We start from the raw sequence: 14,403 nt of genomic DNA, 5'->3' as shown, positions 1-14,403 counted from the left end.
GTTGGCAAGTGCGGTTTTGATAAAGATGAAATCAATCTGCTCAAGGTGCGGCATAAGCTTAAAAACAGCACCGGCGCCAACGAGCAGTTTTTAGGCAATGGTATGACCAAAGACAATACCGTGCAGTATGATGAAACTCCATATGGCACAGCCAGCCCAAATAAGCACTATGGTCCGGTAGAAACTTTTACTTATGATAAAAACCCGCAAACGCTGCTGAAGTTAGAGCAAGCTGGTATTGTTACCCGTATCCCACTCAGCGCAAAAGGCTAAATGATGAAACAATTTCCAGAGATTAATCCCTTAACCATCAAACAGCACCCTAACTTAGTGGCATCATTACCAGATGATCAGCAGCCAACCAAAACCTGGTATTTCTTAATCATTGATGACTATATGCTGATTGCGAATGCCACATACTTTACCGACTTGGAAACTAATGAAAGTGAATGGCTGCACTACCAGATCGAGTTTCCAAAACAAGGTTTACTCTGGTATCTGGATAGCCTGCGCACTAAGTTCTTTAAAACCGAAGCCGGGGGCGGTTTACCCAAAGGCAAGTTTCATGATGAAGCCCTGATTGAGGGGGAGCGCTTAAAATTGGGGCGTTGTTTTGGCCTTGGTGCGGATGGCCGGGGGGGGGCTATGCATTTGTAACGCTGGATAGAAAAAACGAGCGAGGTTTTGCCAGGCAATACGCTTTTACCGATGCCTTATTGTTTGAGCATGGGTTAATAGATGTGCTGGATGATATTGCCGCTAAAATCAAAGCTGGTGTGCTGTAACCCTGTCATACCCAGCGACGAAACCACACTCTGCCTGCGACTGGCGAGTGTGGCTCTATCCAGGCTAAACCAATCTATTGCTGATTCGGCACCAGTTTAAAAACGAAACCGGTGCCAACAAGCAATTTCTGGGCAATGGGATGACCAAAGACAATACCGTAAAGTATGATGAAACCCCATATGGCAGCGCCAGCCCAAATAAACACTATGGTCCGGTAGAAACCTATACTTTTGACAAAAAACCGCAAACGCTGCTGAAATTAGAGCAAGCTGGTATTGTTACCCGTATTCCGCTTAGTGCAAAAGGCTAAATGATGAAACAGTTTCCTGAAATTGATCCCTTAACCATTAAACAGCATCCCAATCTGGTGGCATCATTGCAAGATGATCGTAAGCCATACAAGACTTGGTATTTTCTGATTATTGATGATTATATGCTGATTGCAAACGCAACATATAAGGAGCAAAAGCAAAAATGGCTGCACTATCAAATCGAGTTCCCAAAGCAAGGCCTGCTCTGGTATCTGGACAGCCTGCGTACTAAATTTTTTAAAACTGAAGCTGAGGGTGGTTTACCCAAAGGCAAGTTCCATGATAAAGCCGTGATTGACGGTGAGCAATTAAAGCTAGAACGTTGCTTTGGCTTGGGCGCGGATGGCCGGAGCGGGGGCTATGCGTTCGTAACGCTGGATCGCAAAGATGACACCGGCTTTGCCAAAGAATACAACTTTACCGATGCGCTGTTGTTTGAGCATGGGCTGATAGATGTGCTGGATGATATCGCCGCTAAAATCAAAGCGGGTGTGCTGTAACCAGAGAGATCCATGCAATAAAATGGTTATGGTGAGTGGAATAGGACTCTATGGTTAGCATGAGAGAGCAAAATTTTGATCTTAGCCAATGGTTGAATAGCCGCCCAAAACTCGACTTGACTTACCGCTTTATATTCTGGTTCTCGCTTACAACTGGTTTATGGCTTTTGGTTATGCAAGCAGACGAAAATGGCGGCGCTTATTTAAAAGTAGGTATGCAGAGTGGTGATTCTGGGTATTACTGGAACATCATTATGATGTGCGGCCTAGTGCTTTTTTCTTTGACTATCTGGTTAAAGCATATTCGGCTTAAGTTGTATGACACTGACTTTAACAAGTGGTTGGTTTATCCTGAAGCATTGCTGACCAAGTTAACCACTACTATTTTTGAGTCCGCATTTGGTCTATTGTCAGCGTTTATGGCAACCCTCTTATTTGCGGCAATCACTCTGCGGGATATCAAAATTTTCGAGTTAATCACGTTCAGCTTTACTCTTTTTTTGTCACTTAGTGTCTTTTTGTTTGCTGTTGGTGCACTGTTGCTTATTTTAAAGAGACCGTGGAGTGACATTGTTAAGGTGAAATTGATTCATGTACCTCTACCGGTAGTGGTGATTTCTTACCCTGCAATTATCTGGATTATTTGTCTGTTTTTTTGGTCGTATTAGGCGCATTCGCAAACTGGCCGCACTTGCGGCCAGTTTGCTTGATTCATTTAAGGGTTGTAAAACTCACCGGACTTACGCAGGTAGTAAAACCAGTTCAGCACCAGGCATAAGGCGTAGAACACAGCAAAGCCCACCATGGCGTACTCTGGCGTTGCCGCTTTGATTTGCTCACCAAAGACCTGAGGAATATAGAAGGCACCATAGGCAGCTACTGCAGAGGTCCAGCCCAGCACCGGGCCGGCTTGCTCTTTCGGGAACACCACCGCTATGGTTTTAAAGGTAGAGGCATTGCCAATACCACTGGCAGCAAACAGCAGCAGGAACAGCAGGAAGAAAGGCATAAAGTACTGCTCTGGGGTGGCCGACTGATAAGCCTGCTGCATAAAGTAGGCAGCACCCAGGGCAGCGATGACCATCACCACAGCACACACCTGCGTCACCAATGCACCACCTAAGCGATCAGAGATCCAGCCACCGACCGGGCGGATCAAGGCGCCGATAAAGGGGGCTATCCAGGCGTAGGTCAGCGCACTTGGCCCATTCGGGTTGGGCGTGTTGTGCGTCATCACGCCATCTACCATGATGTGGCTGTAGCCAAAAATCACCTGAATCGACAGCGGCAGGGCAGCGGCAAAGCCAATAAAGGAGCCAAAGGTCATCACGTACAGCACGCTCATCACCCAGGTGTGCTTGTTATTGAAGATACGGTATTGTCGCTCCAGGCTGGTGCGAATAGCTCCGGGCAGGAATTTCAATGCCATAACGGTGGCCAAAGGCACCAATACCAGCACCAGTTCTTTGGGGATACTAAAACCGGAGCCATTGGCACTGGCAGGCAAGATCAGCCAGAGACCAAGCACTGAGGTTGCTAAACCAATGCCATACATCGCCAGAATAATACTGAAGGATCCAACGGCACTGGGTAATTTCGGCGTAACCTCCTCGGTATGAATGTTGTTCATACCAAACCAGATGGCAAAAGCCAAAGGCACCAGCAACAACAGCCAGAGAAAGCCGGCATTTTGCACCCAGGTCTCACTGCCAGCAGGGATACTGCCAATCAGGGTACCACTGGCTTTTTGCAGAACCATGGGATCGCCACCACCCACCAAAGTAAAGGCACCGAAGGTCATAAAGAGTGGGATTAGGATCTGCATGCTGGTGACGCCAAAGTTGCCAAGGCCGGCATTCATGCCAAGGGCCAGGCCCTGTTTTTTCTTCGGGTAGAAAAAGCTGATGTTGGACATCGATGCAGCAAAGTTACCGCCGCCAATACCGGACAGCAAGGCCATCAGTTGAAACACCCAGAGTGGCGTATTGGGATCCTGCAGCGCAATGCCGGTGCCAAAGGCCGGGATCATCAGCAAACTGGTGGTTAAAAAGATGGTATAGCGCCCCCCGCACAGCCGAACGAAGAAACTGGCTGGAATACGCAGGGTAGCCCCGCTAAGACCGGCAATGGCTGCCAGGGTAAATAGCTCGGATGCCGAATAGGGAAAGCCTAAATTGAGCATCTGTACACTGATAATGCTCCACATCATCCAGACCGCGAAGCCACAGAGTAAACTTGGAATGGAAATCCAAAGGTTGCGGGTGGCAATACGATTCCCCTCTTGCTGCCAGAAGGTATCGTTTTCCGGCTCCCATTGTTTTAGATCAGACATAGTCAGACTCCTGTTTGCTGATGCGCTAACTATGCGTGCCGCAGTCCTAAACAACAATGTAACTCTGGGGTTAGCTCCAATGCGCTATCAACTATCCCTGGGTACCTATAAGTGGGTAGTTGCATGCAGGCTTAAAAAATAAATTAATAAAATGAATGACTTGGTGTGTCGTGGTCGTGTGTTTTTTTCTGTGTCTATCACTTGTTACTTTTCGGTGAATAGACCAAACTATGACCTGAATCAAAGAATCCAAGCGTTAAATCGCGGCTAATAGCCGGATTATAAAGCACCGATGGAGTGACCCATGAATTCTGAAGCAGCCAGCGTCATGCTAATTGATGATCATCCTTTATTACGCAAAGGGCTCAGACAACTGTTGGAGTATGAAGATGATCTGGATGTGGTGGCTGAAGCCAGCAGTGGTAAAGACGCTATTCCGCTGGCTGTTGAGCTGGATCCGGATTTGATTATTCTGGACTTAAATATGCAGGGGATGGACGGGCTGGCGACCTTGCAGGCGCTGCGTAAAGAAGGGGTAACTTCGCGCATTGTGATGCTGACAGTCTCTGATGCCGATGAAGATGTGGTGCAGGCGATCACGCTCGGCGCCGATGGCTATTTGCTGAAAGATATGGAACCCGAGCAATTGCTGGAGCAAATTCGGCGGGCTGTGACTGGCAAGATGGTATTAAGTGAGTCGGTGGCGGCAGTGCTGGCGACCGCGATTCGTAAACCCAGCCCTAAGCCCAATGCGGAATTGAACAGCTTGACCAACCGGGAGTATGAGATCTTAAGTCTGATTGCCAAAGGCATGAGCAACAAAGTGATTGCCCGTGAACTGGATATTTCTGATGGTACCGTGAAGGTGCACGTCAAGCATTTGCTAAAAAAACTGGGGTTACGCTCCCGGGTAGAAGCGGCGGTGTGGATGGTCAATCAGCAGGGAGCTAAGGCATGAGTTTAATGCCGGTACAGGATGCGTTGGATGCGATGCTCAGCCAGGTAAGTCCGCTTGCCGGTGTTGAATACCTTGGTTTGGCAGCCGCACTTGGTCGTGTCTTAGTCAAGGATATCCGTGCCGAAGTGACGGTACCCGCTTTTGATAATTCGGCGATGGATGGCTATGCAGTGCGCTTGGCTGAAGCTGAGCCTGGCAAAACCTTGCCATTGGCAGGCACCGCACTGGCGGGCCATGCTTTTGAGGGGGAAGTACCGCCCGATCATTGTGTGCGCATTACTACTGGTGCGGTGTTACCCGCCGGTTTGGATACGGTGGTAATGCAGGAACAGGTGGAGCAAAACGGGCAGGGCATCCGGTTGTTGCATGTCCCAAAGCTGGGTGAGCATGTGCGTAAGGCTGGGGAGGATATTGCACCAGGGCAGTTATTGTTGTCACGAGGTCAGCGTTTGACGGCGGTTGATTTAGGCCTGCTGGCATCCATTGGCCTGGCCGAAGTAGCGGTACAAAGATGCATCAAAGCGGCAGTATTTTCCACCGGTGATGAACTGATTGCCCCCGGCCAGCCGTTACCGGCTGGCCACCTGTACGACAGCAACCGGGTGGTGCTGAGTGCTATGCTCAAGCGGCTGGACTGTGAGGTGTTGGATTTGGGCTTACTGCCGGACAAGCCTGATAGGATCCGCCAGGCCATTCAAAGGGCAGCTGAGGAAGCTGATGTACTCATTACCAGTGCTGGCGTCTCGGTTGGGGATGCGGACTACACCCGAAAATTGCTCAGTGAGCTGGGCGATATCGGGTTTTGGAAAGTCGCGATGAAACCGGGTAAGCCTTTTGCTTTTGGTAGTCTTGGCAAGTGCTGGTTCTTTGGTTTGCCAGGTAATCCGGTGGCGGCAGTCGCCACCATGGATCTGTTGGTGCAGCCGGTGTTACGGCGCCTGGCAGGCGAGCCCATTGCCAAGCAACAATCATTGGAAGCTGTGGCAGCAGAATCTATGAAAAAAGCACCGGGGCGGGCCGATTTTCAGCGCGGTTTTTACCAGCAGCTAAACGGCCAGTTGCAGGTAAAACCTATCGGTAGGCAAAGCTCGGCAGTCCTAAGTGGTACAGCCAAAGCCAACTGTTACATCGCACTGGAGCAAGAGCGCAGCCAGGTTGAGGCTGGTGAAACGGTCCGGATCCTGCCATTTTATCAGATGTTGCGCTGACCCTATTTAAAAGGGGTAGTGGTCAACTACCCCCTCTGCTGCTACAGTCAGTATCCTTTCTTTGATCATGATCAAGTTCAGTATCCCGTTAAACTCCGAGACTAAGAACAAAACTTAGTTTGGAGATGACGATGAATTTGGTGGATGCCCTGCTGCATGAATTAAAACAATTGCAAGTACAGCATATCTACGGGATCCCGGGGGATTTCGTCTTGCCGCTGTTTGAGCAGTTGCAGTTGCGGGCTCAGTTGCCGCTGGTGTATTTAAGCCATGAGCCCGCTGCTGTGTTTGCAGCCGATGCGGCGGCACGCATCAGCAATAAACCGGCCGCCGTGATCCTGACCTATGGCGCAGGCGCTTTGAATGCTGTCAACGCCGTGGCGCAGGCCTATGTCGAGCATGTGCCCTTGCTGGTGATCGCCGGTTACCCGGCTCAGGCGGAGAAAGAGCGGCAGCTGCTTATCCACCATCAGGCCAGACGCTTTGATTCGCAAAAGAAAATCTTTGAAGAAATTACCGCCTGCCAGGTACGGCTGGATGATCCAAAAACCGCCTGGCGGCAGTTGCAGCAGGCGTGCATGCTGTGTCAGCAAGAATCCTTGCCGGTATTAATTGAGTGGCCACGCAATGCAACGGCCTTTGACGTTGGCGAACGGCCCCGACGACCAAAACGACTGGTGGATATCGAACAACTGCAAGCGGCTGTGCAAGCCATGTTGCTGCGGCTGCGCCAGGCCAGGCAACCCTTGCTGCTGATTGATGTGGATGTACGGCGTTTTGCTGCGGTGCAGCAGGTAGAGCAACTGGCGAAGCGCTGCCAGCTGCCTATGCTGACCACCTTGCTGGGGCGGGCCGCGGTTGACCAGCAACATGCCAATTACCGCGGGATCTTTCTGGATCAGGCCGACAGTCAGAGTTATGCGCTGGTTGAGCAGGCGGATCTGATTATTCAGCTGGGTGTGATCCCAACCGACAGTAACTTTGCTGCGCATCAGCATTTGTTTGCACCACAAAAGGTGATTGATATTCAGCAACAGGGCTGTCGTATTGGCGAGCAGTACTTTGTTGGTTTTGGTATCGCTGAATTGCTGGATGCCCTGCTGCAACAACAGCTGCCGCACTATCGACTGCCGGCAAAAAATACGATAGCGCCAGTCCTGGTTGATAAAACCGATTGCACCAAAGCGCTGGACCCAATTCGTCTGATGCAAGTGGTGCATCAGGAGTTATTGGCTCAGCCGGATGTACTGCCCATGGTCGCGGATATTGGCGATTGCCTGTTTGCTTCTTTGCAGGCTGAACCTAGCTTGTTGTTGGCACCGGCCTTTTACGCATCGATGGGCTACGCGATACCGGCAGCGCTGGGCGTGCAGCTAACCTCGGGGCTGCGGCCTGTGGTGCTGGTTGGGGATGGTGCTTTTCGAATGACGGGGCTGGAGCTGGGCCACTGCCAACGCTATGGCTTAAACCCGATCGTGATCCTGTTCAATAACAGCAACTGGGAAATGATACGGGCTTTTGCACCTAAGCTTGACTGCGCCAACCTTGGCTGCTGGCATTATGCCGAGCTTGCTACCGCCATGGGGGCACTGGGTCTGGTGGCCGATGATAGCCGTAGCCTGGCCGCGGCCATACGGCAGGCACTTCAGCAAAAAGAGCAAACAGTGCTGATCGAGGTGCGCTACCCAGCCGGGCAGCAAAGCAAGCAACTGGAGCGCTTTGCCAGCCGCTTTTTAGGGACGGCCTGTTAGTTTAGCGCTCAGATTTTTCGCGCAGTGCCGCTTCCAGCTGTTTGGTGGCACTGATATCAACCAGGGTAATGGCCACGCCATCAATCACATTATCCAGCCGCCGGTACGGCATAATCCGCACGGAAAACCAGCGGTCGTCATTGGTTGGGATTTGCTTTTCGCTGAACTTTAAGGTGCGCAGAGTATCAAGTGCATCCTCATGCAAGGAAGGGTACTGCAAGCTGCTGGTCAGATCGCTGAGCGGCCGGCCCAAGTCGCTTTCGCGCAAGTTAATGATGGTAGCTGTCCGGTCGGTATAACGGCGCACATTGAGCTGTTGGTCCAAAAACAAAATGGCGATTTCCACACTGTTCAGAGTGTTTTGCAGATCGCTTTGTGCCAGCGCTAAATCATCCAGTTTGGTTTGCAGCTCGGTATTGATGGTTTGCAGTTCTTCATTCATCGACTGCATTTCTTCTTTGGATGTCGTGAGTTCTTCGTTGGTCGATTGCAGCTCTTCGTTGGTGGATTGCAGTTCTTCGTTGCTGGATTGCAGCTCCTCTTTCGAGGTGCGCGTTTCTTCACGCAAGGTTTGGATTTCGTCCAGGTATTGCTGCTGCAGCGCTGATAGTGTCTCATCCGGGTTGGCTGGCGGGTTGCTTGCATCGGCCAGGGCGACATCACGAAAGACGATCATGGTCATGCCTTTTAATGCGGCGGGCTCTTGCAGGGATTGCACAGTAACATCTACCTGCATGGCATTGTCGTTGCCGGATAGGGGCAGCCGATGCAATTGCAAGGGAGTGCCCTTGTTGTCTGCGGATTGAGCGGCAGCTTGTTGCAGTGCCATCGCAATGGGTGCCCGCAAACTTTCCCGCACCATGGCGTGAAAATTCCAGTTGGCTTTGCCGGCGGCCGGTTCCAGATACTTGCCGGTTCGGCCACTGATATACACAATGTCACCGTCACTGTTCAGCACCACCGCTGCCGGTGCATAAACCTGCAGCAGTACTTGATCGGCGGCCTGTTGCAGGTTGTCGGATTGTGGCAGTGGCGTGTTCTGTGTGGGCACCGTAAGCTCCTTCACTAAGGTTGATAACGGGGGGAATGAATGGACCGGTACATTGCGGGCACTGACAACCGCCGGCTCCTGGCGCTGATAAAAGCGCAGCTTTGCGTGCAAAGGCGCAAATAAATCCTGGTAGCGGCCAATGGTTTCTGAACTGCCAAGCAACAATACGCCCTGGCTGCGCAGGCTGTAGTGCAGCAGCGGCATCAGCTTTTGCTGCAGCTTGCTATCAAAATAAATCAGCAGGTTGCGACAGACAATCAGATCCTGCCGTGTAAAGGGCGGGTCCAGAATAACATCGTGCTGGGCAAACAACACCATGTCACGGATGTGCTGTTTGATTTGGTAATAACTGTCGTGACCATCGAAAAACTGCTGCAGTCGTGCAGCGCTGACATGATCACGAATGGCCAGCGGGTAGTGACCACGCCGTGCTCTGGCAATGGCATCCGGGCTGAGATCCGAGGCAAAAATTTTCAAACTGAACGGCTGCAGTTCCGGCTGGCGTTGCAGCAGTTCGCAAAATACCATGGCCAGCGAGTAAGCTTCTTCACCGGTCGAACAGCCGATACTCCAGGCGCGCAGTGATTTGGCCCCATGTGGGCGCTGCAGCAGTGCTGGCAGGGCATGTTCAGCCAGATAGCTCCAGACAGCCGCATCGCGGAAAAACTCCGTGACACCAATCAGCAGCTCTTTAAACAGCAAGTCATTTTCCTGCGGGTTGTTGGCCAGAAAGTCGGCATACAGCTGCATGGTGTCAAGGGCATGGATGGCCATACGGCGTTCAATCCGCCGTTGCAAGGTGCTGGTTTTGTACAACGAGAAATCATGCCGGCTATGGTGTTGCAGCTGGGTAATAATCTGCTGCAGGGCACTGCCTGTGGTCAATGGCTCCGGCTGTTGTGCAAAAGGGCTTAGCTCGGGCAATTGCGCCAGCACGGAAAGCAGTCGGGCAGGTAACTCAGCGGGCTTGGCAACCAGATCAACGCAGTCTGAAGCAATGGCGGATGCAGGCATTGAGCTAAACTGTGCCGAAGCCGGTTGCTGCACAGCGGTCAGGCCGCCAGCTGCTTTGATGGCCTGCATACCCAGGGTGCCGTCTTGCCCCATACCGGATAAAATAACGCCGATGGCGCTTTCGCCCAAATCCTCGGCCAAAGACTGGAATAAGATATTGACCGGTAAGCGCATGCCGCGTGGCTCAGCTGGTTTGGCCAGCTTTAACAGGCCTTGATGCACCCTCATCTCGGTATTCGGCGGGATCACATACACCTGGTTGGCACAGACAGCCATGCCATCTGTGGCCTGTTGCACCGGCATTTCGGTAGCCCGCTGCAACAACTCCGGCAACATCGCTTTTTTGGTGGGGTCCAGATGCTGCACAATGATCCACGCCAGGCCGCTGTCGCTGGGGGTGTTTGATAAAAACTGAGCCAGGGCATCCAGGCCGCCGGCAGAGGCTCCCAGGCCAACCATGCCATGCTTTGCTGTCGCTGCCGTAGTAGCGCTCACAGCTGCTCAGTAGCCGGCAGCTGCGCTGGCCGAGACATTGGATCCGCTGCCAGCATCAGTAGCATGGCGTTGTGATCCGGACTTACGTGAATGGTCAGGCGCAGTTTTTCGGGCTGGCTGGTGCCATCTGCTGTGGTCACCAGCAAAGTGGCCGGTTGCTGATTACGCCGCACCCTGGCCAGGGTGGCACTGAGCATCGGCCGGCAGGAAGCGGCAAAAAGTAATTCCAGCGATCGTCCCGGTATGGGGGTGGTTTGATGGGCAAATAAGCTGGTGGCAACGGCATTGCATTCCGTGATAATGCCATCCAGGCTGGCAATAAAGCAGCCAACCGGGGCCTGGCTAAAAAAATGTTGGTAGCACGCCAGCTGGTGGTTGGACTCACGCTCGTTGTGTTGCAATTGCTCCAGCTGTAAATCCAGCTCCACCTGATGAATTTGCAGCTCATGCAGCAGTTTTAAGCTGTCACTGGCGGTATTGGCTTGGCTGCTTAGACGGTACAGCACACTCAGCGCATCGGCGCTGGCAGTAAAATCTTTGCTGAGTTGCATGGTACCAGCACGAAGTTTCTGCTCTGCTTGCTGGCGCAGCGGTGCCATGACTTGAGGCGGATCCATTGAATGAGGCATACAAACCTTCGCTCTGGCTAAAACATGCCACAGTATAAGCTGAATAGCGGGTGGGAGATAGCCACCCGCTACCAGCAACGTCATATGGCAGCTGAATAAAGAGTGTGCGTTGCTTATGGTTTTTGCGGGTGCGGTTGCGCCAGGTGCCCGTATTTCTCTGAATTTGGTCGCACAGGCCTGCAATTTGGTGGCAGCACGATTGCGCACTGTATGCTGTCTGACCATACTTGCTGCATGCAATGCTGATTGACAGGGGGTAAATCGATGCGAACCAAACCTGGTTTTTTTCTAAGTGGACTGCTGACAGGGCTGCTTCTTGCTTTCGCTCATGCGGCTAACCCGATGGATGCAGCCAGCATCACAGTATTTGAGCAGGTGCATGTGCTGCCGATGGACTCAGACCAAATACTTCGTAACCAACGGGTACTGGTGCAAGGCGATCGCATTTTGGCGGTGGCGCCGGCAGCGGAGCTCGCGATCCCGGCAGGGGCACAGCTGATTGATGGCCAGGGTCGGTATCTGTTACCAGGTTTGGCAGAAATGCATGGCCATGTGCCACCAACCGTTGATTTCAGCGGCATGCCAGCGCGTTATCTGGATGATGTGCTGCTGCTTTACCTGGCCGGCGGAGTAACTACAGTGCGCGGTATGCTGGGCCATGAGCATCAGCTGCGGTTAAAAGAGGATATTGCCACTGGCAAGCGGTTGGGCCCAACCTTGTATCTGGCTGGCCCGAGTTTTAATCAGCATACGGTGACGACGCCTGAACAAGCCCGCGAACGCGTACGTCAGCACAAAGCCGAAGGCTGGGACTTACTAAAAATTCACCCAGGCCTGAACCTGGAGCAATATCAAGCCATAGCTGATGAAGCCAGGCAGCAAGGTATTGATTTTGCAGGCCATGTGCCAGAAGCCGTCGGGATTGAGCAAGCAATCAAGTTGGGTAGTCGTACCATCGAACATCTGGATGGTTATATGGCGGCGCTGGGTGGTTTTGATACGCCATTAACCAAGCAGGATATGGCTGAACTGGTGGCCCTGACCAAAGCGCATCAGGTGGCGGTAGTGCCAACCCAGGCATTATGGGAAACCATTATCGGCGCTGCCGATCGGGAGCTGCTGGAAAGTTTTGACGAGCTGAAATACATGCCGGCCCGGGTTCTTGCCGGCTGGCGGCGCTATCTGGATTCGGCCAGTGGGGCCTACTACACCGGTGAAACAGCCGCCATTCATGCCGAAAATCGCCAGCGTTTGCTCAGTGCCATGCACCAGGCGGGTGTGACCATCTTAATGGGCACCGATGCTCCGCAGCTATACAGTGTGCCGGGTTTATCCTTGCGCCGTGAGCTGCCTTTGATGGCGGCTGCGGGCATGAGCCACTACGATATCCTGCGCAGCGGCACCGTGCTGGTAGGCGAGTATTTTGCCGAGCAGGATACCTTTGGTTTGGTGAAAGCCGGTCATCGCGCGGATCTGTTGCTGGTGGATGCGAATCCGCTTGATGATTTGTCGGTGCTCTACCAGCCAGCCGGTGTGATGGTGCGCGGCCAATGGTTAAGCCGGGCAGAGCTGGATGCCAAACTGGCGGACATTGAAACGGCCCGTCTTGCTGAAAACCGGGGGCGTTAAGATGCTGTACTTTGCTTATGGCTCCAATTTATCGCTGGCCAGGCTGCGCCAGAGGGTACCCAGTGCCGAGCGGCTTGGCGTGTATCGGCTTGCTGGCTATCAGCTGCGTTTTCACAAAGCCAGTACCGATGGTTCGGCCAAATGCGATGCCTTTTTTACCGGTGATAGCAGCCATCAGGTGCTGGGAGCGGTTTATAAGATGGATCCGGCCGAGCGGCCGGTGCTGGATCAGGCAGAAAGCTTAGGCACCGGTTACAACGCCAAACAGGTTTGGGTGCAACACAGTGATGGCCACAGCCTGGAAGCGTTAATCTACTACGCCATCCGTATCCGCGAAGATGTGATCCCATACGACTGGTACAAGCATCATGTGCTGGTGGGGGCACAGGAAGTGCAATTGCCAGATGACTACATTCAAACCATCGAATCGGTGATTGCAGTGCCAGATCCAGACCGCCAACGGGCCTGCAAAGAGTGGGCGATTCATGGTGGTGGCGCTAAGGGTTAAAATCGTCGCCAATGGCGGCTGCGTTGGCTGGTTTGCACCCAACTGACTTCCAACCGATGACTGGCCAGGATGGTTTCACCTTGTTTCAGATAAAAGCTACGGGAGCTTGTTTCCACAAAACGGTATTCAAACTCGACCTGTTGCTGTTGTTGCCAGCAGTGTAGTTGCTGCTGTTCCAGATACAGGCAAACCGGACTATCTTGCGATAATTGCCAGCGGAATTGCACCGTGGCATGGCAGTCCCGACCTTGCTGCAGAGTGACACAGGTGGTGGGGGATGCCGTGAATGTCGGTTCAGCCTTCACTTTGGCAGGGATGAAAAGCAGCAGGCTTAGCCCGAGCAGCAAGCCGTTAAAATACATAACGTACACTGGTATAACCGATCAACTCTGGTGCTTTTCTGGTCAGAGGGCTCTGGGTAAAAGCGCTGGAATACCAGTTCATACCGCTGCCAAGCTCCACTATCCAGCGCTTACTGAGCGGGTACGCCGCGATAGCACCAAAGTGGAGGCGCTGTCCTCCATGCGAGCTTTGATAGAATGGCCTTCCCGGCCGGGCTTCTGCTTCAGTCACACCATAGTAATAGTTGATCAGGTCAGCCCGGTACAAGGTTAACTCACTGCTTAAATAAAGATCCCAGTTCGCCAGCTCCAGCCGATAGCCATAGTACAGCTCTGCAAAGTAATCATAGTGCACTTTTTGATCTTTAAGCAGGCTGACGGAAAGCAGATGGGGGCCTTGCTGATGTTGAAAGCGCAAGCCAACCGCCAGGTCGGTTTTTCTGGCGTTTAGTCCGGTTAAGGACGGAATTTCAATTTGCATTGGATCCCGGCTGTGGGCCGGGGTAAAACCAAGATGATAATGGTTGAGAATAAAAGCCCACTGTTGCTGCTCCGTTTCGTGCAATCTAAATCCCATCACATCAGCTGCTACTGGTGTAATGCGTTTCTGAATTGGCCCGGGCTCTATAAAAAAACGTTTGTAATTCACATAAATAAAAATATGCAAATTCAAGGGGCCATTTAGTTCGCTGTCCATGCCTTTGAGCAGGCTACGAGAATACATGGCGTAATTGCCTATGTCTAACTGCCACTCAAACTTAGCGTTTTCTGTGCCTGGTTCTGCGAACAGGGTGATGGGTAAGAACAAGCACAGCAATACAATGGAGCCTTTCAATCTCATAGTCAGGTATCCGTATCCATAACAAGGTTAGTTTGCCACAACCAGTCGC

15 protein-coding genes are annotated in these 14,403 nt (G+C 52.3%); 10 read left to right on the top strand and 5 right to left on the bottom strand.

Translation table 11 applies throughout. The features are described 5' to 3' along the window. Nucleotides 1–45 precede the first annotated feature (45 nt). The 5 genes from BLW37_RS04620 (at nucleotide 46) to BLW37_RS04600 (ending at nucleotide 2,265) form a co-directional block, all read left to right on the top strand. A complete protein-coding gene (locus BLW37_RS04620) occupies nucleotides 46–273 on the top strand; it encodes a hypothetical protein (protein ID WP_091340284.1) in 228 nt (75 codons plus the stop codon). Beyond that, nucleotides 274–657, top strand: coding sequence for a hypothetical protein (locus tag BLW37_RS04615; protein WP_245785615.1), 384 nt, complete (start codon nucleotides 274–276; stop codon nucleotides 655–657). 205 nt (nucleotides 658–862) lie between these two features. After that, the gene (locus BLW37_RS04610) at nucleotides 863–1,096 is read left to right on the top strand and encodes a hypothetical protein (protein ID WP_091340281.1); all 234 of its coding nucleotides are present in this window, start codon (nucleotides 863–865) and stop codon (nucleotides 1,094–1,096) included. Beyond that, on the top strand, nucleotides 1,097–1,597 hold the full coding sequence (locus tag BLW37_RS04605; RefSeq protein WP_245785614.1) for a hypothetical protein: 501 nt from the start codon (nucleotides 1,097–1,099) through the stop codon (nucleotides 1,595–1,597). It begins immediately after the preceding gene. 59 nt (nucleotides 1,598–1,656) lie between these two features. Further along, nucleotides 1,657–2,265, top strand: a complete 609-nt coding sequence (locus BLW37_RS04600; RefSeq protein WP_139243659.1) for a hypothetical protein — start codon at nucleotides 1,657–1,659, stop codon at nucleotides 2,263–2,265. Between the two features lie 47 nt (nucleotides 2,266–2,312). Here BLW37_RS04600 and BLW37_RS04595 read toward each other — a convergent pair whose 3' ends face one another. Next, nucleotides 2,313–3,929 carry an MFS transporter gene (locus tag BLW37_RS04595; protein ID WP_091340276.1) on the bottom strand — a complete coding sequence of 539 codons (1,617 nt, stop codon included), beginning with the start codon at nucleotides 3,927–3,929 and terminating at the stop codon, nucleotides 2,313–2,315. 304 nt (nucleotides 3,930–4,233) lie between these two features. Here BLW37_RS04595 and narL point away from each other — a divergent pair, with 304 nt between their 5' ends. The 3 genes from narL to BLW37_RS04580 all read left to right on the top strand — a co-directional run bounded on the left by narL (nucleotide 4,234) and on the right by BLW37_RS04580 (nucleotide 7,846). Beyond that, nucleotides 4,234–4,887, top strand: a complete 654-nt coding sequence (gene narL, locus BLW37_RS04590) for a two-component system response regulator NarL (protein ID WP_091340273.1) — start codon at nucleotides 4,234–4,236, stop codon at nucleotides 4,885–4,887. After that, nucleotides 4,884–6,095: a molybdopterin molybdotransferase MoeA gene (moeA, locus tag BLW37_RS04585; protein WP_091340270.1), complete on the top strand. Its 1,212-nt coding sequence runs from the start codon at nucleotides 4,884–4,886 to the stop codon at nucleotides 6,093–6,095. The genes narL and moeA overlap by 4 nt, the downstream gene beginning before the upstream one ends. 131 nt (nucleotides 6,096–6,226) lie before the next feature. Next, nucleotides 6,227–7,846 carry a thiamine pyrophosphate-binding protein gene (locus BLW37_RS04580; RefSeq protein WP_091340266.1) on the top strand — a complete coding sequence of 540 codons (1,620 nt, stop codon included), beginning with the start codon at nucleotides 6,227–6,229 and terminating at the stop codon, nucleotides 7,844–7,846. A gap of 1 nt (nucleotide 7,847) precedes the next feature. Here BLW37_RS04580 and BLW37_RS04575 read toward each other — a convergent pair whose 3' ends face one another. After that, a complete protein-coding gene (locus BLW37_RS04575; RefSeq protein ID WP_091340263.1) occupies nucleotides 7,848–10,370 on the bottom strand; it encodes a chemotaxis protein CheB in 2,523 nt (840 codons plus the stop codon). 32 nt (nucleotides 10,371–10,402) lie between these two features. Next, the gene (locus BLW37_RS04570; RefSeq protein ID WP_171907545.1) at nucleotides 10,403–11,035 is read right to left on the bottom strand and encodes a PAS domain-containing protein; all 633 of its coding nucleotides are present in this window, start codon (nucleotides 11,033–11,035) and stop codon (nucleotides 10,403–10,405) included. A 264-nt stretch (nucleotides 11,036–11,299) separates the two neighbouring features. On the opposite strand from BLW37_RS04570, the gene BLW37_RS04565 reads away from it, so the two are divergent. Both BLW37_RS04565 and BLW37_RS04560 read left to right on the top strand, forming a co-directional pair. Continuing rightward, nucleotides 11,300–12,664 carry an amidohydrolase family protein gene (locus BLW37_RS04565; RefSeq protein WP_245785613.1) on the top strand — a complete coding sequence of 455 codons (1,365 nt, stop codon included), beginning with the start codon at nucleotides 11,300–11,302 and terminating at the stop codon, nucleotides 12,662–12,664. Between the two features lies 1 nt (nucleotide 12,665). Then, a complete protein-coding gene (locus BLW37_RS04560) occupies nucleotides 12,666–13,172 on the top strand; it encodes a gamma-glutamylcyclotransferase family protein (protein ID WP_091340257.1) in 507 nt (168 codons plus the stop codon). Here the strand turns inward: BLW37_RS04560 and BLW37_RS04555 are convergent. Both BLW37_RS04555 and BLW37_RS04550 read right to left on the bottom strand, forming a co-directional pair. Next, a complete protein-coding gene (locus tag BLW37_RS04555; protein WP_091340254.1) occupies nucleotides 13,169–13,534 on the bottom strand; it encodes a DUF3019 domain-containing protein in 366 nt (121 codons plus the stop codon). The genes BLW37_RS04560 and BLW37_RS04555 overlap by 4 nt on opposite strands. Further along, nucleotides 13,524–14,354, bottom strand: a complete 831-nt coding sequence (locus BLW37_RS04550; protein ID WP_091340252.1) for a MipA/OmpV family protein — start codon at nucleotides 14,352–14,354, stop codon at nucleotides 13,524–13,526. The genes BLW37_RS04555 and BLW37_RS04550 overlap by 11 nt, the downstream gene beginning before the upstream one ends. Nucleotides 14,355–14,403 lie beyond the last annotated feature (49 nt).

The sequence above is a fragment of the Alkalimonas amylolytica genome (genome assembly GCF_900107845.1).
Lineage (GTDB): Bacteria > Pseudomonadota > Gammaproteobacteria > Enterobacterales > Alteromonadaceae > Alkalimonas > Alkalimonas amylolytica.
The sequence above is the reverse complement of the archived record's forward strand: the minus strand, read 5'-3'. Positions and strand labels throughout refer to the sequence as shown.

Bases quoted from the DNA above. Each gene is read 5' to 3' on its own strand.
- BLW37_RS04615 (WP_245785615.1), top strand. From the start codon at position 274: ATGATGAAACAATTTCCAGAGATTAATCCCTTAACCATCAAACAGCAC.
- BLW37_RS04605 (WP_245785614.1), top strand. From the start codon at position 1,097: ATGATGAAACAGTTTCCTGAAATTGATCCCTTAACCATTAAACAGCAT.
- BLW37_RS04600 (WP_139243659.1), top strand. From the start codon at position 1,657: ATGAGAGAGCAAAATTTTGATCTTAGCCAATGGTTGAATAGCCGCCCA.
- BLW37_RS04595 (WP_091340276.1), bottom strand. From the start codon at position 3,929: ATGTCTGATCTAAAACAATGGGAGCCGGAAAACGATACCTTCTGGCAG.
- narL (WP_091340273.1), top strand. From the start codon at position 4,234: ATGAATTCTGAAGCAGCCAGCGTCATGCTAATTGATGATCATCCTTTA.
- moeA (WP_091340270.1), top strand. From the start codon at position 4,884: ATGAGTTTAATGCCGGTACAGGATGCGTTGGATGCGATGCTCAGCCAG.
- BLW37_RS04580 (WP_091340266.1), top strand. From the start codon at position 6,227: ATGAATTTGGTGGATGCCCTGCTGCATGAATTAAAACAATTGCAAGTA.
- BLW37_RS04575 (WP_091340263.1), bottom strand. From the start codon at position 10,370: ATGGTTGGCCTGGGAGCCTCTGCCGGCGGCCTGGATGCCCTGGCTCAG.
- BLW37_RS04570 (WP_171907545.1), bottom strand. From the start codon at position 11,035: ATGCCTCATTCAATGGATCCGCCTCAAGTCATGGCACCGCTGCGCCAG.
- BLW37_RS04565 (WP_245785613.1), top strand. From the start codon at position 11,300: ATGCGAACCAAACCTGGTTTTTTTCTAAGTGGACTGCTGACAGGGCTG.
- BLW37_RS04560 (WP_091340257.1), top strand. From the start codon at position 12,666: ATGCTGTACTTTGCTTATGGCTCCAATTTATCGCTGGCCAGGCTGCGC.
- BLW37_RS04555 (WP_091340254.1), bottom strand. From the start codon at position 13,534: ATGTATTTTAACGGCTTGCTGCTCGGGCTAAGCCTGCTGCTTTTCATC.
- BLW37_RS04550 (WP_091340252.1), bottom strand. From the start codon at position 14,354: ATGAGATTGAAAGGCTCCATTGTATTGCTGTGCTTGTTCTTACCCATC.